The organism is Nonomuraea monospora (genome assembly GCF_039531895.1).
Lineage (GTDB): Bacteria > Actinomycetota > Actinomycetes > Streptosporangiales > Streptosporangiaceae > Nonomuraea > Nonomuraea monospora.
This window is the reverse complement of record NZ_BAAAQX010000035.1, coordinates 119,342-138,908: the sequence shown is the minus strand read 5'-3', so window position 1 is coordinate 138,908 and position 19,567 is coordinate 119,342. Positions and strand designations below refer to the sequence as shown.

At 69.5% G+C, this 19,567-nt stretch carries 18 protein-coding genes; 10 read left to right on the top strand and 8 right to left on the bottom strand.

From position 1 onward, the window contains the following. Nucleotides 1–478 precede the first annotated feature (478 nt). On the top strand, nucleotides 479–1,465 hold the full coding sequence (locus tag ABD331_RS45910; protein WP_344490136.1) for an alpha/beta hydrolase: 987 nt from the start codon (nucleotides 479–481) through the stop codon (nucleotides 1,463–1,465). Nucleotides 1,466–1,932: 467 nt separating this feature from the next. Here ABD331_RS45910 and ABD331_RS45905 read toward each other — a convergent pair whose 3' ends face one another. Further along, a complete protein-coding gene (locus ABD331_RS45905) occupies nucleotides 1,933–2,580 on the bottom strand; it encodes a hypothetical protein (RefSeq protein WP_344490133.1) in 648 nt (215 codons plus the stop codon). Between the two features lie 448 nt (nucleotides 2,581–3,028). Here ABD331_RS45905 and ABD331_RS45900 point away from each other — a divergent pair, with 448 nt between their 5' ends. From ABD331_RS45900 to ABD331_RS45890, 3 genes are all read left to right on the top strand, one after another. Continuing rightward, on the top strand, nucleotides 3,029–5,149 hold the full coding sequence (locus tag ABD331_RS45900; RefSeq protein ID WP_344490130.1) for a hypothetical protein: 2,121 nt from the start codon (nucleotides 3,029–3,031) through the stop codon (nucleotides 5,147–5,149). A gap of 98 nt (nucleotides 5,150–5,247) precedes the next feature. Next, nucleotides 5,248–5,826: a TetR/AcrR family transcriptional regulator gene (locus ABD331_RS45895; protein ID WP_344490127.1), complete on the top strand. Its 579-nt coding sequence runs from the start codon at nucleotides 5,248–5,250 to the stop codon at nucleotides 5,824–5,826. 51 nt (nucleotides 5,827–5,877) lie between these two features. Then, nucleotides 5,878–6,777, top strand: coding sequence for an alpha/beta fold hydrolase (locus ABD331_RS45890; RefSeq protein ID WP_344490124.1), 900 nt, complete (start codon nucleotides 5,878–5,880; stop codon nucleotides 6,775–6,777). A 257-nt stretch (nucleotides 6,778–7,034) separates the two neighbouring features. On the opposite strand, the gene ABD331_RS45885 is transcribed toward ABD331_RS45890, so the two are convergent. The 4 genes from ABD331_RS45885 to ABD331_RS45870 form a co-directional block, all read right to left on the bottom strand. Further along, nucleotides 7,035–7,358 carry a transposase gene (locus ABD331_RS45885; RefSeq protein ID WP_344490143.1) on the bottom strand — a complete coding sequence of 108 codons (324 nt, stop codon included), beginning with the start codon at nucleotides 7,356–7,358 and terminating at the stop codon, nucleotides 7,035–7,037. Next, nucleotides 7,358–7,609, bottom strand: coding sequence for a transposase (locus ABD331_RS45880; protein WP_344490121.1), 252 nt, complete (start codon nucleotides 7,607–7,609; stop codon nucleotides 7,358–7,360). The genes ABD331_RS45885 and ABD331_RS45880 overlap by 1 nt, the downstream gene beginning before the upstream one ends. Nucleotides 7,610–7,846: 237 nt before the next feature. Further along, complete coding sequence (locus ABD331_RS45875) at nucleotides 7,847–9,700, bottom strand: WD40 repeat domain-containing serine/threonine protein kinase (RefSeq protein ID WP_344490118.1); 1,854 nt, start codon at nucleotides 9,698–9,700, stop codon at nucleotides 7,847–7,849. A gap of 225 nt (nucleotides 9,701–9,925) precedes the next feature. Then, on the bottom strand, nucleotides 9,926–10,903 hold the full coding sequence (locus ABD331_RS45870) for an SDR family NAD(P)-dependent oxidoreductase (RefSeq protein WP_344490115.1): 978 nt from the start codon (nucleotides 10,901–10,903) through the stop codon (nucleotides 9,926–9,928). A gap of 696 nt (nucleotides 10,904–11,599) precedes the next feature. On the opposite strand from ABD331_RS45870, the gene ABD331_RS45865 reads away from it, so the two are divergent. From ABD331_RS45865 to ABD331_RS45845, 5 genes are all read left to right on the top strand, one after another. Continuing rightward, a complete protein-coding gene (locus tag ABD331_RS45865) occupies nucleotides 11,600–11,959 on the top strand; it encodes a hypothetical protein (protein ID WP_344490112.1) in 360 nt (119 codons plus the stop codon). A 268-nt stretch (nucleotides 11,960–12,227) separates the two neighbouring features. Beyond that, a complete protein-coding gene (gene nhaC / locus ABD331_RS45860; RefSeq protein WP_344490109.1) occupies nucleotides 12,228–13,745 on the top strand; it encodes a Na+/H+ antiporter NhaC in 1,518 nt (505 codons plus the stop codon). Between the two features lie 138 nt (nucleotides 13,746–13,883). Next, on the top strand, nucleotides 13,884–14,207 hold the full coding sequence (locus ABD331_RS45855; protein WP_344490106.1) for a hypothetical protein: 324 nt from the start codon (nucleotides 13,884–13,886) through the stop codon (nucleotides 14,205–14,207). Continuing rightward, on the top strand, nucleotides 14,198–14,512 hold the full coding sequence (locus ABD331_RS45850; RefSeq protein ID WP_344490103.1) for a hypothetical protein: 315 nt from the start codon (nucleotides 14,198–14,200) through the stop codon (nucleotides 14,510–14,512). Before ABD331_RS45855 ends, ABD331_RS45850 begins: the two co-directional genes overlap by 10 nt. A gap of 766 nt (nucleotides 14,513–15,278) precedes the next feature. Beyond that, entirely contained in the window at nucleotides 15,279–16,169 is an 891-nt protein-coding gene (locus ABD331_RS45845; protein WP_344490099.1) for an alpha/beta hydrolase family protein, read from the top strand. A gap of 188 nt (nucleotides 16,170–16,357) precedes the next feature. Here ABD331_RS45845 and ABD331_RS45840 read toward each other — a convergent pair whose 3' ends face one another. Then, nucleotides 16,358–17,353 (bottom strand): alpha/beta fold hydrolase, encoded by a 996-nt coding sequence (locus tag ABD331_RS45840; RefSeq protein WP_344490096.1) that lies wholly within the window; start codon nucleotides 17,351–17,353, stop codon nucleotides 16,358–16,360. Nucleotides 17,354–17,890: 537 nt separating this feature from the next. On the opposite strand from ABD331_RS45840, the gene ABD331_RS45835 reads away from it, so the two are divergent. Then, nucleotides 17,891–19,108 (top strand): hypothetical protein, encoded by a 1,218-nt coding sequence (locus tag ABD331_RS45835; RefSeq protein ID WP_344490093.1) that lies wholly within the window; start codon nucleotides 17,891–17,893, stop codon nucleotides 19,106–19,108. Here ABD331_RS45835 and ABD331_RS45830 read toward each other — a convergent pair. Together ABD331_RS45830 and ABD331_RS45825 are read right to left on the bottom strand one after the other, a co-directional pair. Next, entirely contained in the window at nucleotides 19,086–19,316 is a 231-nt protein-coding gene (locus tag ABD331_RS45830) for a hypothetical protein (RefSeq protein WP_344490090.1), read from the bottom strand. The genes ABD331_RS45835 and ABD331_RS45830 overlap by 23 nt on opposite strands. 83 nt (nucleotides 19,317–19,399) lie before the next feature. Continuing rightward, nucleotides 19,400–19,564: a chemotaxis protein CheB gene (locus ABD331_RS45825; RefSeq protein ID WP_344490087.1), complete on the bottom strand. Its 165-nt coding sequence runs from the start codon at nucleotides 19,562–19,564 to the stop codon at nucleotides 19,400–19,402. Nucleotides 19,565–19,567: the final 3 nt, after the last annotated feature.

Sequence of the window (19,567 nt, the reverse complement as noted above, 5' to 3'; positions counted from 1 at the left end):
GGCGCTGCAGAACGCCGCCTCCATCGCGGCGCTGTTCCTCACCACCGAGGCCGTCATCGCGGAGAAGCCCGAGAAGACCCCTGCCGCCCCGGCCATGCCGGGCGGCGGCGACATGGACTTCTAGGTCGTTCCAGGACGCGGCATGCCGGGCGCGAGGCGGGATGCAAGATCGGAGGTGCGGAGTGCATGGTGGGGTGGAGTTGCTCGGGCCCGGTCTCGGAGGCGGGTCCGGTCATCGGTACGACGACGCCTGTAAGCGGTACATCTCCGCATACAAGCCGCCACGGCGAAGAAGGCCCATCTCGGCGACTCGTCCCCGGTCGAAAAGCAGGGTGTGCTCGCCGGACCCCGGGCTCCAGCGTGACATCCAGGAACGGGACGGATGTTTCGCCTGACGATAAGTCGGGGGTGCGACCGGGGTGCGGCCAGGGGCCGTACCCGATGCCGCGCACGACGGTGGCGGCCGACGCTGTTTGCCATGACTCGCTTATTGAGATCCCGCGGCGGACGGAGGACGGTATCGATCCTCCTCGCCGCCCTGCTGGCGCTCGGTGCCACCGTCGGGCCCGGATCAGTCGCGCTCGCCGCGCCGGCCCGCGCGCACGTCGTCGACGAACAGCGGGGACGGCCCCGCGTCGTCGACCTGACCATCCACTCGCCCGCCCTCGGCAAGACCGCGAAAGTACGGCTCCTCACCCCGGACGGCTGGGAGCGGCGCGGCCCCCGTGACCGCTGGCCGGCGCTCTACCTGCTGCACGGCCTGGGCGGCTCGCACGAGACCTGGACCAGGGACAGCGACGTCGAACGGCTCGCCGAGTTGCGCGACGTGCTGGTGGTGATGCCGGAGGGCGGCTTCGCCGGCTACTACACGAACTGGTGGAACGCAGGGGCGTATGGGCCACCGGCATGGGAGACGTTCCACCTGACCGAGATGCGCCGCATTCTCGAACGCGACTACGGCGCAGGGACGCGGCGGGTCGTCGCGGGCCTGTCCATGGGCGGCTACGGGGCTCTGGTCTACGCCGCTCGGCATCCCGGGCTGTTCCGGGCGGCGGCCAGCTACAGCGGGCCGGTCCACCTGCTGCATCCCGAGCACGTGCGCCGGTGGCGGGAGGCGTTCAAGGAGGCGCCAGAGTACCGCGGGCTCTGGGGCGATCCCGTCGCCCAGCGCGCGATCTGGGGACGCCACGACCCGTACGCGCTGGCTCGGCGGCTGCAGCCCGTCCCGGTGTTCCTGAGCTGTGGTGACGGGCGTCCCGGACCGCTGGACGAGGCCGGAGCGAAGCCCGACGAGATCGAGGCGTTCGACAACGTGCTGAACCGCTCACTGGCCAAGCGGCTGGAGCGGGTCGGGGTCCGGGTGACCACCGACCTCTACAGGGGCACGCATTCGCCGGCGTACTGGGAGCGGGAGCTCCATCGGTCGCTGCCCCTGCTGCTGAGCGCGTTGCGGTCAGCGAGATAGCCCAAGAGGGCCGGGGAATCCCATCGATCACGGTCGGGGTGCCTCGGCCCCTTCAGGAAGCAACATCGACATGGCTGCCCAACACCCCGGCGGACCAGCGCCGCGCCCTCGCACCCCTTTGCCTCGTCGAGAAAGTTCCTCGTGCCGTCAGCCCGGCCCTGTCCGCGATCATTGCGCTTCCCGTACCGGATTGCCATGAAGCGGGCCTCCGCGTTGTCGATGAGGGCCGATCTGGGCGATGATCGCCGGGTGAGGAGCTGCCGACGACGGTGTGCGGTCGGCGATCAGGTCGCGCAGGAGCCGCAGCGGGGCCGGCGCGTGGTGGAAGACCTTGCCGAGCGCGTACGCCTGCTGGGCCTGCCGGGCGGTGTGCGGCTTGCGCGGTGCCTCGAACGCGTCGACGGCGCCTGTGGCACAACCTGGTTCAGGCGGCGGAACGGTCAGTCACCCGACACCGCCCCTGCCTATCACACCCTCCGGACGATGGGCCCGGGCAACCCGAACGAGCATCGGCAGCGCCGCTGACCCCACCCACCGCCCGCCAGGGCTCGACGCGGTTCGCCGGGCGCACCCGCGCCGAACACGCCCGAATCCACGAGTTGAAGGCTGCCGGGCACAGCCTGCGAGCCATCGCCCGCCAGCTCCGGATGGGCGACCGCACCGCGTAGCGGATCCACCGCAGTAACCGGCCCAAGTGTGGGAGTCGATTGCGCCAAAGGAGGGCACGTACCAGTCGAGAGCGTGGTGCGTCTCGCCGGGCACGGTGTCCGGGTCGAACGGGCCCTGCTCGTCCCGCCGGGCTCGCGCACCATCAGCACGGGCACCCGCGCGTCCGGTTCCCCCAGCAGGTAGAAGATGCGGTCGCCGGCCATCGCGAGGCGTGAGAGCTGGGCGAGCCCGCCGCTCAACTCGCGGATCCCGGCCAGCGGCTCCGCTCCGCCCGGCAGGGCGTCCAGTGCCGCGCGGGCGTGCCTGGCCTGCCCGTCCAGCCAGCGGTGGAACTCCTCGCCGTCCGTTTCCATCCACCGGTAGGGGTCGTCGAGCGTGACGCCGTGCCAGGTGTCCCGCACCGTCTCCACGCGGGCGACCGGGGGGTTCGTACGGTCTTGGCTCATGCCTCCAGCATCACCGGATCAGCCCAGAAAACCGAGGACGGTCCGGTGCGGGTCCAGGTCGGCGGGCAGGACGGGCGAGGGGGTGAGGGCGCCCCCGCCCGCTGCCCCGAGCGGGGGGCGTCGCCAACGGCACCATCACGTCCGGCTTCACCGCCAGCGGCATCCCGGTCCTCCCTCAGCTGCGTGCGACGCCGGTCACGGCGACTGCACGGGGACGGGCACAAGGCTGAGATCCGCCAAGCCGGACGGGCGTCCACGGCATGCGGCGTGACCCGTCGATGACGCGTCCGTGTCGAGGCTCGTGCTGGTCGGACCCCGACAATGTCACCGCGGCACCAGGTGCCCTTCGGTCAGGCGGCCACCACCATGGAGCGAACGCATCAGGCTACCTGGGAGGTGTGGGATGAAAAGGCGGCACCACGGCGGAACACAGGTGCGAAGCAAATCTGTGGGCAACTCTGCGAGGAAGAGCGATTCGGTCATACCTGCGAGCAAGAGCGAACTGCAAGCCTACCTTGCGGACGTCAACAGCCTGAGCAGCCTGGACACCGCGGCAGCCTTGGCGACTCCGGCGCTGCGGTCCGCGCTGACCCTGGGGCTCACCTTCTCCTCCTCGCCGCAGGCAAACGCCGTGGCAGCCTTGGTGAAAAGGATCACTGCGGACGCATACAAGTCATCGCCCGTGTCCATCGCGCTGATGGTTCCCCTGAAGAACACGATCGCATGGCAGATCATCGGCAAGGCGCTGAACCTGACGGCAACGCAGCCGGCTCACATGCTGGCCGAGCTGACCGCGCTGGGCGCGACCGAAAGGCGCAGTCCGGGCGAACGGGTTCGTGATGCCCTGCAGTCGGACGACGAAAAGAGAGCGTTCGACCAGGCGCTGCAGGAATACCCGGACACAGCGCCACCTCCCGTGACGCCGAACAAGAGCCCGCAGCCTCCGCCCGGGCCACCACCGTTGACGATCACCAAACGGCAGCAGATCGAGAAGTTCGCCGCCATCACCGTCGATGACGTCAAACTTCCCAAGGCGGCCATCACACTCCCGGGCAACGTCGCGACCTTCGACGACCTGATCAACGCCGTGAAGCAGAACCCGACGGTGCTGAAACAGGCGTTGGACGACCCCTTGTCGCCGAACCGCCAGCACGTGGAGCAGTGGGTGGCGCAGATCGCCAAGGTCGTGCCCGACCTGCCGCTGACGCTACGCGAACGGATTCCGCTGACCGATGAGGTCATGTGGAGGATCGCCGGCAAGGCCCTGCATCTGATGGAGACGCACCCAGCGCACATCCTCGCCGAACTGACCGCGACCAAAGAGGGCACGATCCCCGGCGTGGCCGCACAGATCGAAAAGAGCCTCACCCCGGCCGAGGGGCCGGAGTTCACCGCACGTCTGGCGTTCTACCGGGTCAGCGGGCTGCCGTTGCAGGCGCCACCGCAGTTGAGCAAGCTTCCCCCGCCGTCGGCGGCTCCGGCGAAGGAGGCGGCTCAGCGGAAGGACGGCAGCCAGCGGGCCACGGCTCTCCTGGCGGAGTTACGTCAGCATTGGCTCACCACGATCAGGAACTCGAAGCAGGCGAAGGCGCAGCGCACCGATCCCGGCTACGCCGAGCAGCGCGCCCACGATCGCCTGGGCTGGGTGCTGTCGATGATCGGCAAGGACCGCAAATGCGTGTCGGTGCTGCGCAGGGGGCGGAGCATCGGGGTCTTCGCCAACAAACCCGACGCCCAGATGGCGCAAGATCTGGAGATGCTGCTGTCGGCCGCGCGCGCCGAGGGGCAAGAAGCCCGGCAGCGGCGCACGCTGATCCTGGCCAAGTGGGTGCAGGCCCAGCAGACGATGACCTACCCGCCCTCCAAGGTCGCGCTCGAACGCTTCGACGCGCGGCTGCGCAAGGCGATCGCCTACCTCAGAGACCTGGAGCGGACCGAGGGCCGCATGGGAGCCGTCGCCTATGCGGAACCGATACGCAACAACCAGGGCCAGCCAGTGGAGGTGCACGCGGAGATGCAGGCGTTTCTGCTGTCCAAGACCCATTCAGGCGGCAAGCTGGGCATCTCCAAGCAATGCTGCTTCAAATGCTGGCTGGTACTGACCTCGTGCGCCGCCGGCATCATCGACCGGAAGGACTACGTCTCACATGGCAAGGTGTTGTACTGGCCCATGCTGGAGGCTCTGACCACAGACGACATCTTGACCAAGGTGTTCACAACCCTCGCATCGAACCCCCTCGGCAGCCCCGCTGCCAAACAGGCCTTCATCCAGACGCTCACCCAGCAGAAGGGCGACGCCCAGAAGTACCAGACCACCGAATACCTCACTCCTCTGTCCCAAGCACCCGCCACCCCGGCCGACGAGCCGCAGGCGGACATCCTGCTCCAGGACCTGACCACCGATGAGCAAGACGAAGAAGCCTTCAGCGCCATGCTCGACGGCGACGAGTCCAACGAGTCGCATGAGGCGCTCGGCGACCACCCGGAACTGATCACGCTGCTCCGCAACAGCGATCCGCACCAGCAGGATCCGTACACGCAGGATTGGATCACCACACTGTCGGGCTGACCTCTCAGAACCCCCGGGCGGGAGCCGGCTGACGGCCGGAAAGTGACGCGGAGCGGGCATTGTTGAACGTGCGATCCAGATAAGCTACGGTAGGGGTCATGGCAAGGACCCGGGAGTTCGACACGGAGGCGGCGGTGAGCCGCGCGATGGAGCTGTTCTGGACGCGCGGCTACGAGGCGACCGCCGTGCGCGACCTGACCCAGCTTCTGGGCATCGGGCAGGGCTCCCTGTACGCGGCGTTCGGCGACAAGGACGGCCTCTACCGGGCAGCGCTGGAGCACTACCGCACCACGCTCGCGGCGGCCGCCCTGCGCGACCTGCAAGAGGGGGCGGACGCCCGGTCGGCGATCCGTACGATGCTGGCCGGGCGCGTCCGCCTCGCCGTCGAGCGGGAGGGCCGGGGCTGCCTGGCGGTCAACGCCGCGTGCGAGCGCCTGCCGGAGCACGCTTCGATCAGGCGCATCGTGCGCGACATGCAGGACGCCAGCCGCGACGCGATCGCCGAGGTGCTGCGGGTCGCGGCGGAACGGGGCGAGATCGCGGCGCGGCACGATCCGCACACGCTGGCCGCATTCCTCGTCACCTTCCTCAACGGCCTGCTGGTCTCGGCGAAGGTCACGCCGGACGCCCGTGCCCTCGAGTCGCTCGTGGAGGTGGCGCTGGCCACCCTCGACTGAGTTTTTTACGCCCGAAATCTGTATCAAGCGATCCATAATTTGGAGTGCCCCATGATGTTCGACCACGATGGAAACCTCGTCCGCACCGGCCGCGCCGCCGTCAACGGGACGAGCCTGCACTACCGCACAGCCGGCTCCGGGCCGGCCGTGGTGCTGCTGCACGGCGTGCCGAAGACCGGCTACCACTGGCGTCACCTCGTCCCGAAGCTGACGCCCCACTACACCGTGGTCGTTCCCGACCTGCGCGGCCTCGGTGACTCCGCTCGGCCCGCGGGCGGATACGACTCCGCGACGATGAGCGACGACATCGCCGAGCTGATGAGCGCTCTGGGCCACGAGAGCTACGCGGTGATCGGCGAGGACTGGGGGGCGGTGATCGGCTACCAGCTCGCCGCCCGGCACCGCGGCCGCGTCACCTCCCTGGTGTTCGCCGAGGCGCTGTTCCCCGGGTTCGGCTTCGAGGACCACACCGCGCTCACCGCCGAGAACGTCTCCAGCGGCATGCACCTGTGGCATCTGGGCTTCTACTTCCAGCCGGACGTGCCGGAGATGCTGATCGCCGGGCACGAGCGGGAGCTGATCACGTACATGATCAAGTTCGAGCGCAGCCGGCCGGACAGCGCGACGCCGGACGCGATCGAGGAGTACGTGCGCTGCTACTCCATGCCCGGTGGCATCCGCGCGATGCTCTCGATCTACCGGGCGATGCTCGTCGACGCCGAGCAGAACCGGCAGTCCTCACGGCACAAGCTGGACATCCCAGTGCTGGCGCTCGGCGGTTCGGCCTTCATCGGCGAGCGCAACGAGTCGCAGATGCGGTTCATGGCCGACAACGTCACCGGTCACGTCTTCGACGCCGGCCACGACCTGGCCGAGGAGGTGCCCGAGGAGATGGCCGCCGTGGTCCTGCCGTTCCTGGCCCGCGTCCCCGTGACCGCCGGGGCCGCCTGACGCCGCCGAAGCGTCCCGGCGGTTTCCCTGAAGGCGGACGTTGCTATCCCGGACAACTCCGGGGGTGACTCGCCCTGGCGAGCGATTCGACACGCGCAAGAGATGTAGAGAAGAAGGGAGACGCTCCGGACCTGGGCGCCGGTACGCGCCGGCGGACAAGGACGCGTCGTAAACGGCTCGATCGGCGGTGGGGATCGCTGGTTGACTGGGAGACATGCGAACGGCACGGCGGGCGTGGACGGAGGCTCCTCCCGCGCTCAGAGACGAAGTCGAACGGCGCCTGGGGTCCCCGGTGGAGAGGTTGAGGAACGGCAGGGCGGCTTCTCTTGGGGGATTGTGGGCGTGGCCACCCTCGCCGATGGCGAGAAGGTCTTCTTGGGCGGGCGTCCACCACCGGGATGGGCTCGCAGGAATTCCTCGCGCGAGGATGCCGGGCGGTGCAGCACTCGGTCGGAGCGGATGCGCCCGAGTAGTTCGACGGGCAGATCGCGCAGCACGTAGGCCAGGCGGATGATGTCGTAGCCGGCGTCGGTCACGATGAGCACGTCCGGGTCCCCCGCGCGCCGGTGACCGCCGGCGATCAGCCGCTCGATGACTCCCCGGAGCTGGGCGGCGGTGACGCGGTGGCATCATCGGCCGCGTCCGAGCGCAGCCACGAAGACACATCCACCGCCAGCACGATCCGTCCGTCCGGCCAGCGCGGCAACGGCGGCCCGGCCAGCACCTTTTGCAGCTGTTCCACGTCGATCCGGCCGTGATCGAGCCCGCCGTACAAGGCGCCATGCTCGCGCCGGTACTCCGGCGACAAGGTCAAACCCACCGGCGAGCGCATCAGGCAGCTCGAACAACGCATCGGCTCGCGCCTTGAGGCAGGCATAGACGTCGTTCCGAAATCGGGACAACACCCTCAAGGACTCGACGCGGGCGGCATCGTTCAGCAGACTCACCCTCACGGCCTTGTAGTGATCAGCAGCGACTCGACACCGCACATGATCACTCAAGGCCGTCTTGCTGTCCGCAAAACGATCAACTCGCACTCAGTACAACGATCCGGAGGATGAAGAACAAGCTAAGACCGCGTGCGGTGTCTGATGCGCGGAGAGAGCAGCACGCCCACCGGCGGGTGGGCGCGGGTGGTCAGGGGCTGACCAAAGGGCTGGCCGGTGGCGGGGTCCCACAACCGCACCGTTCCGTCCTCGCCGATGCTGACGGCCAGCAGGGGTCCGTCGAGGGAGCGCATCGCGGTGACGTCGCCGTTGGCGGGGGCGGTCAGGGGCTGGCCGATGAGCTGGCCGGTGGCGATGTCCCACAGCAATACCGTGTTGTCCTCGCTGTTGGTGGCCAGCAGAGAGTTGTCGGGGGAGAAGGCCACGTCCCAGACGATGTTGGTGTGGCCGGTCAGGGGCTTGCCGACGGGCTGGCCGGTGGCGGGGTCCCATAACCGCGCCGTCCAGTCCCTGCTGCTGGTGGCGAGGAGGCGGCCGTCGGGCGAGAACGCCAGCCTCAGCACGTGGCCGGTGTGGCCGGTCAGGGGTTCGCCGACGGGCTGGCCGGTGGCGGGGTCCCACAGCCGCACCGTTGTGTCCAAGCTGCCGGAGGCGAGAAGCCGGCCGTCGGGAGAGAACGCCACCCCCGCCACGCACTCGGTGTGGCCGGTCAGGGGTTCGCCGACGGGCTGGCCGGTGGCGGGGTCCCACAGCCGCACGGTTGTGTCCATGCTGCTGGTGGCGAGGAGGCGGCCGTCGGGCGAGAACGCCACATCTTCCACGGTGTCGGTGTGGCCGGTCAGGGGTTCGCCGACGGGCAGGCCGGTGGCGATGTTCCACAGCCGCACGGTTGTGTCCATGCTGCCGGTGGCGAGGAGGCGGCCGTCGGGCGAGAACGCCATACGGAACACGGCGCCGGTGTGGCCGGTCAGGGGCTGGGTGACGGGGCGGCCGGTGGCGATGTCCCACAACCGCAGCGTTCCGTTCCCGCCGATGCTGGTGGCGAGGAGGTACTCTCCCGGCTCGGGTCGTACAGGGATGTCCGTGCTGGTAAGACGCAAGGTGGGCGCGTTGGGCACGGGCGCGGGTGCGTGGTCGAGTCGGCGTAGCGCCTGGGCGAGGCCGGCGGCGTTCCAGTACCGCTGGTGGGGGTCCTTGCGCAGCAGAGTGAGCACGAGGTCGTCCCAGACGGGTGGGATGGCCTGGGCCACCGAACTGGGTGTGGGCGGTTCCTGGGTGAGGTGAGCCGACAGGTAGCCCATGGTGTCGGGGGCTTGGAACGGCAACTGACCCGTGATCAGCTCGAAGAGGAGGCAGCCGAGCGCGTACAGGTCGCTGCGCGGTTCCGGGAAGCCGCGGGCTTGTTCAGGGGCCATGTAGGGGGGTGTGCCCAGGATGAGGCCGGTCCGGGTGAGCCGGTCGGCGGTTGCGTAGGGGTCGGCTGCCCGCGCGACGCCGAAATCGAGGACCTTCACGATGCCGGACGGCGTGATGAGGATGTTGGACGGCTTGATGTCCCGGTGCATGATTCCGGCGTCGTGCGCGTCAGCGAGTGCGTCACAGATCTGCGCCCCCCATCGGGCCACGTCCGGCAAGGTGATGGCTCCCCCGCGCAGCATCGCGTCCAGGCCCTCGCCTCGGACCAGCTCCATCACCAGGAACGGGACCCTGTTGTCCCCGGTGCCGGTCTCCCCGAGGTCGTGGACGGTGACGATGTTGGGGTGCTGCAGCCGGGCGGTGATCCGTGCCTCGCGCAGGAACCTGGCGCGTGCTTCGTCGCCGCGGCTTCCGCCGCCGGCGAGCAGGGAGATCACCTTCACCGCGACGGGCCGGTCCAGGGTCTCGTCCTGTGCCTCCCATACTTGCCCCATGCCGCCCTCGCCGAGTTGTCGCATCAACCGGTAACGCCCCCCTAGGAGCTGGCCTCGCACTGTCACGCCTCCTCTCTTCTCGGAATCTTCGAGCTTTCCTTGAGCCGATCAGGGGCTCGGTCCAGAACGCGGTAGACAGCTGGTTGCGGGTGGCCTGGTGCTCGATCAGCGAGGACCAGAACGCCACTTCGGGAACTGACCCGCCAGCGGCCGTCCACACGAGCGTCCCTCAGCGTGGCACGATGCCGGAAATGTCCGGCGCCGCCCGGTGACCGGCTTGCCGAATCCGAGTCACTCCTCGCGACGGCGCATGGCGGGAAACACGGCCGCCAGGGTCGGGCTGTCGGGCCGGTACAGGTCCAGCGGGTCGGCACGCATCGCCGCGTCGAGCGCGCGGGCGTCGTCACCGACCAGGATGCGCCACGTGCCGGCGCGTACGCCATCAAGGATGACGGTCGCGGCGTCGGCGGCCGACAGCGGCGCGGTGTCGCGAAACCACTCACCCATGCTCTTGACCGCAGCCCGAACCTTCTCATCGCTCAACCGGTCGGCGGGAACGCCCGCGACGACGGCGGCGCGCTCACGGGCGTCCGCGAGCTCCTCGGCGGTCATGTCGTCAGGCTCGGAGTGGCCGTGGATCCGGCGGGAGTTGATCACGATCTCCGTGCCGACGTGCCCCGGCATCACCAGCGCGACTCGTACGTGCGGCGCGTTGATCCGCAGGTCCGTCAGCATCGCCTCGGAGAAGCCCTTCACGGCGAACTTGGCGGCACTGTACGCGCTCATCGGCAGACCGGGGCCGGCCGCCCAGAACCCGTTGACACTGCTGGTGTTGACCAGGCATCCCTCATCACTGGCGATCAGGAGCGGCATGAACGCACGCGTGCAGTTGTACACCCCGCCCCAGCAGACGTCGAAAGTACGCTCCCACTCGGCTCGCGAGCTGGTGACGAAGCTGGCGCCGCCGCCGATGCCGGCGTTGTTGAACAGCAGGTTGATGTGGCCGGTCTGGTGCCGCTCGACCACTTCGTCGCGGAACCTCGTCACCTGAGTCTCGTCCGACACGTCGCAGTGGTGGGTGGTGACCCGCACATCGCCGCCGCCGGGTGCGGCCTTGGCGGCTCGGTCGGCGGTGACGGACAGCCCGGCCTCGTCGACGTCGCACACGGCGACCGAACAGCCTTCGGCGGCCAGCTGAACGACCAGTTCGCGTCCCATCCCGGCGCCGCCTCCGGTGACGACGGCCATCTTTCCCGTGAACGATCTCATCGCTCAGCCTCCTCCGTCGCTGACGACCCTCGCACGTACCGGGGCGGCCATCAACGCCTGGTCCACCTCACAAGACCCGACTACCACCGGGTCTTGGTCCTATCCGTCAGAGATGTCCCACTGCGGGACGTCAGTCCTGGTCAGCGGCATGGGAGGGCCGACGATCCACCGGCCGGCCGTGAAGGAGGTCAAGCACGGCCGTGCCTGGAATGATCTTAACGCGTGTGGCAGTCGCGGTGCATATCGGGGATTCGTCCGTCCTGGCGGGCGAGGGTGTCCACCAGGTGGACGTGGTCGTGGGCATGCCGGAGCGCGGGTCGGTGCGGGTGGCCGCGACGACGACGTGCGCGGCGTACGAGCCGGGTGACATCCCGGCGCGGAGGCGGCGGTGCGTTCGGCGGCGCACAGTTCAGCGAGCCGAGCTGGTGCGACCGGGTCGTGGCGGTGCGGGCGCCGGCGACGTTGCCTCGGGACCGCCGCGGGAGCGGAGATCGGCGTCATGACCATGGCACGTCCTCGGCGGCGATCCCCCCGCGTCGGGGCGTGGTGGTAGCGGGTGCAGGCTGTAGCGGACGTCTGCGGTGGTGAGGGCACGGTGGGGTCGGTAGCGCTGTCTTCGAGTGCGGGCCCCCGCCCACCTCCCGGGTCCCGGGCTCACCCATTGTCGACGCTGATGTCCCGTGAGAGCATCCAGCGATGCGTGTGAATCTGTGGTATCGCCATTTATCCCGCATCCTCCTGGCCCTGGTCGCAGCCGCCTTCTCCATCGCATCCCTGGGCCTGGCCACCCCGGCATCCGCCGCCGTTCCCGACGGCCACAACTGCTGGTACGGCCCGCCGAGCCAGACCGTCAACGACACTGCGGCGGTCCAGTGCGACGGTCCAGTGCGACGGACTCCCGTACGTCATCCGGTACAGCACCGAAGACGCCGCCTGGCGGGCAGCATGAGCGCTGCCCCGAAGACCACCGCGCTGCGCGGCGGGAACGTCACGCTCACCGCGGCCGCCGACGTCAGCGGCGCGCTCACCGAGCCAGGTGAGATAGAACGAACTTGACCTGCCGCGAACCCTGTCGTCACAGCCGATGGGGTAGGTCGCCTTCGCGGTTCCCTCGGGTGGTGAGGGGCCGGATCAGAGATCTCATGGGGGCGACGGTGCGGTGTCGATCGTGGCCGGTTTTCGGCTATGGAGCACCGGGAGCAGACGTGTGCCTGGCCGTCCGGGAAGGGGCGCTGCCGAAGCGGACGCGATCCGAAAGCGCATCGCCCGGTGAGACCGGTGGACGGCGAGAGGCGGGCACGGCGGGTACGACGCCGACGAGGCGATGAGCGACAGCACGGAAGGCGATACGCAGCAGGACAGGGGCAGGTCGGTTCGCCCGCCGTCGCTGGCCGATCTGGTGATCGTGCTGGGCGCGCTGGTGGTGCTGATCGGTGGGTCGCTGGCGTTGTTCGGCCTGACCGCACTCGACGGGCCGATCCAGGTCGCGCTCGTGTTGTGCGCGCTGGTCGCGATGCTGGTGGTGCTGAAGAACGGGCACCGCTGGGAGGAGGTCGAGGCCAGCGGGCAGCGTGCGCTGTCGTCGATCACCAGCGCCGTTTTCATCCTGCTGGCGGTGGGCGCGCTGATCGGCACCTGGAACATGTCCGGGACGATCCCGACCCTGGTCTACTACGGGATGCAGGTGCTGTCGCCGGGCTGGTACTACGCGGCCACCGCGCTGATCTGCGGCGTCGTGGCGATGTCGATCGGCAGTTCGTGGACCACGGCCGCGACGGTCGGTGTCGGGCTGGTCGGCATCGCGACCATGCTGGGGGTGTCGGCGCCGATCACCGCCGGGGCGGTGGTCTCGGGCGCGTACCTGGGGGACAAGCTGTCGCCGTTGTCGGAGACCACGGTACTGACCGCGCAGATGGTCAGGGTCAACGTGTACGAGCACGTCAAGCGGCAGGCCTGGACGTCGATCCCGGCGTTCGTGATCGCCTTCGTGCTGTTCCTGCTGATCGGGCTGCTGTGGGGGCCGGTCGCGACCGACCTGGGCGACACCGGCAGTGAACTGACCGCTCTGGGCGACATCTATTGGATCACTCCGCTGAACCTGCTGCCGCTGCTGCTGCTGGTGGTGCTGTCGGCGCGTAAGGTGGCGGCGACGCTCGCGCTGATGGCGGCGGCGATCTTCGCCGGGCTCCTGGGGATTTTCACCCAGCCTGCGGTGATCCGCGCGTTCGTCGGCGAGCCCGCGCTCAATCCGGTCGTGGCTGGGATCAAGGCGGTCTGGCGGGCGATGGCGAACGGGTACGAGAAGACCTCCGGTCTTGCGGATGTGGACCGGCTGCTGTCCCGCGGTGGGATGGACAGCATGCTGCCGACCCTGTGGCTGATCATCGGCGCGGTCACGTTCGGTACGCTGCTGGAGGAGTTCGGGCTGCTCAACCGGCTGATCGAGCCGATGGTCCGGGCGGCCAAGAGCACCGGCCGGTTGTTCGTGGCGGTGTTCGCCAGCGCGTTCGGGCTCAACATCGTCGCCGGTGACCAGTACATCGCGCTGGTGTTGCCTGCGCGGCTGTTTCGGGTCGAGTTCGCCAAGCGCGGCCTGGCGCCGACGAACTTGTCGCGGCTGGCCGCCGACAGCGGCACGGTCACCTCACCGCTGGTGCCGTGGAACTCCTGCGGCGCGTTCCTGGGCGCGGTGCTGGGCGTGCCGACGCTGGCCTACCTGCCGTTCTGCTTCTTCAACATCGCCAGCCCACTGCTCAGCGTCGTGTACGGGTTCACCGGTTTCAAGATCGAACACGTGACCCCAGAGGGTCAGCTCGACAACGCGAAGCCGCAGGATGGATGAGGTTGGCACGCCGGTTCCGCTGAGCGCGGCGGGACGACTCGGTGTGATTCCGGGCCACGCGGTGACACCCCGCCACCTCTCGGGCCCTGCTCCTTCGCGCGGCGAGGAACGTCCTTGCTGTCGAGAGGTGGGTGCCGGATGTTCACCGGGCACATCCAGGAAGCCGGAACGGTGGTGGCCGTCGGCCAGGCTCGTATCGCGGTCAGAGCGTCCGAAATCGCCGCGAGCGCACTGGGTTCGATCTGCCTGAACGGCGTCGGGCTGAGCGTCGTCCGGACTGAGCACGAGGCGGACGTGCTGGAAGCCAGGCTTACGGCCGAGACCCGCCGCAGATCGACCCTCGACCAGATCCAGCCGGGCACGCGGGTCAGCGTGGAAGGGCCGTTGGCGCTGGGCGCCCCGCTGGGCGGCCACCTCGTCCAGGGCGCCGTGGATGCCGCGACCGGTTCTCGGTGGCGCTGATCCCCGCGACGCCGCAGGCCACCGCGCTGTCGGAGCTGTCGGCCGGCGATCGCGTGAACCTGGAGTCCGACCTGCTCACCCGCCTGGTGCACCGCTGGCCGTCCGACCCGGGACGGGCGGTGACCGAGGCGGTCGCGGCGCTGCCGTGGGCGGGACGGATTTCCGGCCGGCAAGGCGTACAGAAGGCGGTGGCGCGACTCGCCCCCGGAGGCGCCGTGGTGATCGGGGATCCCGACCGGGAAGGCGAGGTGCGCGCCCGAGGTCCTCGACCGTCTGGAGATCGGGCCCATCCCCGTACCCGGTGATCGGCATGGCACCCGCCCGCACGTCCCGGTGGACCTGACCACCCGAACCGGGACGGGGTGTCGGCGGAATGCGTCACATCCCGAGCGGCTGTCTCGTCGGACTGCTGAGACGAACACCATCCCGCGAACCGGAAACTCAGCGACATCATGACCGACGTCCCCGCCCGGACGCGTACCGGGGCTCTCCAAGCTGCGCCGCAAGTTGTCGGACGTGGACGGCTACGTGACCAAGCCGGTGACTGCCGAGTTCGAGCTGACCGGAGCGGGCGAGGTCACGCGCGTCATCTCCGGGTCTCGCGGGTGAGCGCGCGGGCCGTCACCCACGAGCGTGGAACTGGAGTTGGAGCTGCGCTCGGTAACCGCCTGCTGTCCGTGGTCTTGGCGATCGGCGCGTCGCGAAGCCCGGCGTGCCCGTGTGGGTGGTTGAGGGCCACACTGATCCGACGATGACAGGACCGGAAAGGGAGTGCCATGCTGTACGGCCGGACGGCGGAGCAGGCCGTTGTCGATCAGATGTTGCTCAACGTGCTCGAGAGCCGTCCCGGCGCGCTGGTCGTGCGCGGCGAGGCGGGCATCGGCAAGTGGGCCCTGCTGGACTACGCCGCCGCCACCACACAGGCGCATGTGCTTCGCGTCACAGGCGTGGAATCGGAGGCCGAGCTGCCCTTCGCCGCCCTGCATCTGCTGCTCCGCCCGGTTCTCGACCGGGTGAGCGCACTCCCGGCGCAGCAGGCCGACGCCCTGCTCAGCGCGCTCGGCCTGGCCGGTGTTCTCCCTCACCGGGCTCGGCGGGTTCCGCGCCGCGAGCACCTTCCAGATCCAGGAGCTGGTCTCGCACGGCTACGTGGTCGTCGGGCTCGACCAGCCGGGCGCCGCCGCCATGACACGCTTCCCCGACGGGCGAGAGATCCCAGGGCGGCCCAGGGACGAGATCTATCCGCTGATCAGCCAGAGCTGGACGCCGCGGGCCGACGCGCCGACGCTCCAGGGGAAGGCGCTTCCCGACGGCATCGTCCCGTACTTCGCGCAGGACGTCAGCTTCGCGCTCGACCGGCTCACGGGGCTGAACGAGGCCGACCCCGCCGGCATCCTGACCCGCCGCCTCGACCTTGAGCGCGCCGGCGTCTTCGGCATCTCGTGGGGCGGCGCGACCGGCGCCGAGGCGTGCGCGAACGACCAGCGCCTCAAGGCGTGCTTCATCATGGACGTCCAAATGACAGCCAACGTCGTCAGGGCGGGCTTGCGGCAGCCAGTCATGTTCATGACCCGCGATACCGAGACCTTCCGTCTCGAACGGCAGCGCAGCGGCGGCTGGCCGGAGGAGGAGATCTCCGGGACCATCGAGACCATGACCGACGTGTACCAGCGCCTGCCGAGCGCCGGCTATTACGTGGAGGTCCCCGGGTTGTTCCACGTCGACTTCACCGACGCCCCGGTCTGGTCACCGGTCACACCGCGACTTGGCCTGAACGGGACGATCGACGCTCAGCGAGCACACGACATCATCAACGCCTACTCGCTCGCGTTCTTCGACGAGCATCTCTTGGGACGATCATCGTCGCTGCTCGAGGAGCCGTCGAGCCGCTTCCCAGAAGCGCGGTTCATGCATCGCCAGGGCGGACCAGGACGGTTGTCAACCGCCGCGCACCCTCGGTGACCGGGTCCATGCCGCCAGGCGGCGGTCGCGGCGATCACCTGCCGCAGTGCCGCCGCGACGGGCTCGAGCGCTCGCCGCACGGTGGAGTACGAGGGCGGCTTGCTGCTCCTGGTGGCCCGGCAGGGCGATCTGCCGCATGCTGGTGACTCCGAGCGCGATCGCCACCGCGAGTTGGACGAGCACTGGGATCATGCGGCGAAGAACATCTGGAGGTGGTGGTTGACGGGTTCGGGGCAGTCCAGTTGGGGGGCGTGGCCGCAGCCGTTGAGGATCTGGAGCTGGGCGTCGGGGAGCAGGGCGGCGAAGAGGTGGGCGCGGTCGACGGGCTGGATGGTGTCCTGCTTGCCCCACAGGATCAGGGTCGGGGTTGCGGTGGTGGGGAGCGCGCGTTCGGTCAGGGCCCAGTCCAGGCGGCGTTCCAGCAGGTAGGTGGCGCGGATGTTGTCGTGGAAGGTCATCGGCGCCCACCACTCGTCCAGGAGCTGGTCGGTGACGCGGTCCTTGTTGACCATCATGCCCTCGGCCAAGCTGCGCACGGTCGGCTTGCCGGTGGACAGCTTGGTGGCCAGCTCGCCGAAGGCGGGGATCTTCAGGGACTCCCACATCAGGGTGCCGGGCAGGTCCAGGCCGGTCGCGTCGAGCAGGGCGAGTCTGGTGACGCGGTCGGGGTGGCGTTGGGCGAAGGCCAGGGCCCAGCCGCCGCTCCAGGAGTTGCCCGCCAGGGCGGCGCGCGGCACGCCGACGGCGTCCATGAACGTGCCGACGGCCTTGGTCATGGCGTTCAGGTCGAAGCGGAAGTCGCGGTCGTGGAGCTGGGTGTAGCCCTGGCCGGGGAGGTCGACCACGTAGACGGTGTGGTCGCGGGAGAGCGCGGTGAACTGGTCCTTCCAGCCGATCACCGAGGTGCCGCCGGGCGACAGCAACACCACCGGAGCGCCGGATCCGGCCTGGATGTAATGGAAACGGGCGAGCGGGGTGTCGACGTAGCGGGAGCCGACGCTCGCCAGATACGGTGAGCGGAAATTGCGCCCGGCTTCGGTCGGTTGCCAGCCATATGCCCCGAACAACACCGCGGCCACCATCAGCGCGACCACCACCGCCACCCAGCGGGGCCAGCGCCGCCGACGTAGCTGGCGGGCGGGCCGCCCGGCATCGGTCGGAGAGTTCTCGTCAACTGCAACCATGATCGTCCTTGGTCACTGGAGGGTCGTCATACACCCGGACGGGCGAGCACCGGTCGGCGTGACAGGCGCGAGGGGTGACGCGGCTTACACACCCGGCAGACGCCAAGGCAACGGGGCGGTGGAGGTGGCCGACGGTACGGCCCACCATCCGTGCTACTTGGCCGGCAACTGGACTTTCTCCTCCCGCTCAGCAGCCTTGAGCCGGCGGCGAAGAAGTAGAGCGCGCCGAAACCGAAGACGAAGACGAAGACGAGCAGGAACTCGTTCATCGGCCAGTCCCGCGGCGAGTCGGTGAGAAGCGCCCAGGCGCAGAAGGCCGCGGCCAGGATCGCCATGACGGTCGCCGAATAGGGTTCAGGTCGTCTGGTCATGGCCGGGACCCTATGAAGACCGCGATGACCACCGCCTCCGTCAGGTGACTGATGTGCGTACGGGGTCACACCAGTCACGTGACGGAGGCGATGCACAAGAGCCCAGGGCTAGCGTTTTCATCATGAAGTTGATCAATGAACGCCATGCTACGCCCTCGCCTCGGGCATGATCCGCGTCTTCGCCGTCGCGTTCCTTGTGCTGCTGTCCATGACCGCTCCGGCCCGGGCGCATGTCGTCGAGGCCGGAGCGGAGCTGCGGGTGACGCAGACCTTCGGAGCGGGCGAGGTCACGCTCGTCATCGCGGGGGTCTCGCAGGTGCCGGCGCCGCTGCGGGTGAGCGCGCAGGCCGTCCACCCCACGAGCCTGGAGTTGGAGCTGGAGCTGCGCTCGCTGACCGACGGGAGCAGGTCGACGGGTTCGGTGAGCGTCGGGCAGAACGCCGCCGCGTTGCAGGCCCGCCACGCCGGCCCGCACGAGCTGCGCGTTCGTGCCGGCGACGAGGTTTCGCTGATCCCGTTCCGGGTGCTGGTGCCCTCCAGCGCCCCCTGGACGATGGTGATGGACGGCGCCTTCCTGGTGGCCGGTCTGCTGTTGGTGGGCGGTGCGCTCGCCAACAGCATGCCCCGGCTGATCGTGGGCGGCGCGAGCGCCGCCGCGGCGGCCGCGGTCGCCGTGATGCTGCTGGCGCCCTACCTGCCCGCCGCCCAGCCGGAGGGCGCCGCGCCCGTCGCCGAGTTCGGCCGGCCGTACGCGCAGAGCCGGTTCTCGACGCTGCCCGCCCGGCCGGCCACAGGCACGGAGTTCACGCTGATCCTGCGGCTCACTGACGGTGCGACCGGTCGGCCGCTGGACGATCTCGCCGTCCACCACGAGGCCCCCGCGCATCTGGTCGTCACCAGCCAGGGTGGTGCGGTTTTCCGGCACGTGCACCCGTTGCGGACAGCGCCGGGTGTGCTGGCGGTACGGCTGCGCGTCCCGCAACCAGGGCGCTACCTCGCCTACGCCGAGATCGAGCGCCAGCAGTCGGGCGGGCAACTCCTCTCCGGCGCCTTCGAGGTTTCCGGTGCGGCCCAGCCAGACGCCCCGTTCCAGGAGACTGCCATGCCCCGCCTCGCCCCGGCCGCGCCGGCCGCCGGAAGCCCGGTGACCATCGAGATCAACCCGGAGGGACCGATCCAGCCGTGGCTGGGCATGCCCGGCCACCTGATCGTCCGCAGCGAGGACGGAGTCCACCTGGCGCACGCGCATGGGACGGCGGCCGGCGCTTCCGCGCTGCGCTTCACGCTCACTCTCCCGCAACCGGGCCGCTACCTGGCCTGGGCCCAGTACGCCACCGGAGGCCGGCTCGCGACCCGGTCGTTCACTGTGGAGGTGGAGCGATGAAGCGCGCGCGGTCCCTGATGGCCGTCTGCCTGCTCGCGGCGGGCGTGTTGTTCGCCGTGACCTCGCGCTGGTCCGTCGGCGGCCCCGAGAGTGTGGAGGCTGCCGGCCCGCGGTACGCCATCACCGTGCTGCCGGCCGATCCGATCGAGGTGCGCGTGACCTCGGGCAAGGCCGAAACGGCCGCCTTGGCTGCGGCCATGCCGAGCATGGGGCACGCTCTGCCGCGGTCGGCACCGTACAGGCCGGTCTTGGCCACTTCGTCGCCGAGGAGGACGTGTTCACCATGGACGGTCAGGAAGACGGAATCGCGCTCCGGCGTGCCAGGATGGCCATCAGCCGCCCGGCGGGATTGGCCGGATCCTGATGCAGGGCGACCAGCACGGTGGCGGGCAGGTCGGCGGGCAGCGGGGCCAGCACCCGCGACAGCGCCTCCACCCCACCGGCGGAAGCGATCAACGC

Coding starts and splice junctions, on each gene's coding strand:
- nhaC (WP_344490109.1), top strand. CDS start 12,228: ATGAGCGACAGCACGGAAGGCGATACGCAGCAGGACAGGGGCAGGTCG.
- ABD331_RS45890 (WP_344490124.1), top strand. CDS start 5,878: ATGATGTTCGACCACGATGGAAACCTCGTCCGCACCGGCCGCGCCGCC.
- ABD331_RS45835 (WP_344490093.1), top strand. CDS start 17,891: ATGATCCGCGTCTTCGCCGTCGCGTTCCTTGTGCTGCTGTCCATGACC.
- ABD331_RS45840 (WP_344490096.1), bottom strand. CDS start 17,353: ATGGTTGCAGTTGACGAGAACTCTCCGACCGATGCCGGGCGGCCCGCC.
- ABD331_RS45905 (WP_344490133.1), bottom strand. CDS start 2,580: ATGAGCCAAGACCGTACGAACCCCCCGGTCGCCCGCGTGGAGACGGTG.
- ABD331_RS45870 (WP_344490115.1), bottom strand. CDS start 10,903: ATGAGATCGTTCACGGGAAAGATGGCCGTCGTCACCGGAGGCGGCGCC.
- ABD331_RS45880 (WP_344490121.1), bottom strand. CDS start 7,609: ATGCGCTCGCCGGTGGGTTTGACCTTGTCGCCGGAGTACCGGCGCGAG.
- ABD331_RS45910 (WP_344490136.1), top strand. CDS start 479: ATGACTCGCTTATTGAGATCCCGCGGCGGACGGAGGACGGTATCGATC.
- ABD331_RS45895 (WP_344490127.1), top strand. CDS start 5,248: ATGGCAAGGACCCGGGAGTTCGACACGGAGGCGGCGGTGAGCCGCGCG.
- ABD331_RS45865 (WP_344490112.1), top strand. CDS start 11,600: ATGCGTGTGAATCTGTGGTATCGCCATTTATCCCGCATCCTCCTGGCC.
- ABD331_RS45855 (WP_344490106.1), top strand. CDS start 13,884: ATGTTCACCGGGCACATCCAGGAAGCCGGAACGGTGGTGGCCGTCGGC.
- ABD331_RS45830 (WP_344490090.1), bottom strand. CDS start 19,316: ATGCTCGGCATGGCCGCAGCCAAGGCGGCCGTTTCGGCCTTGCCCGAG.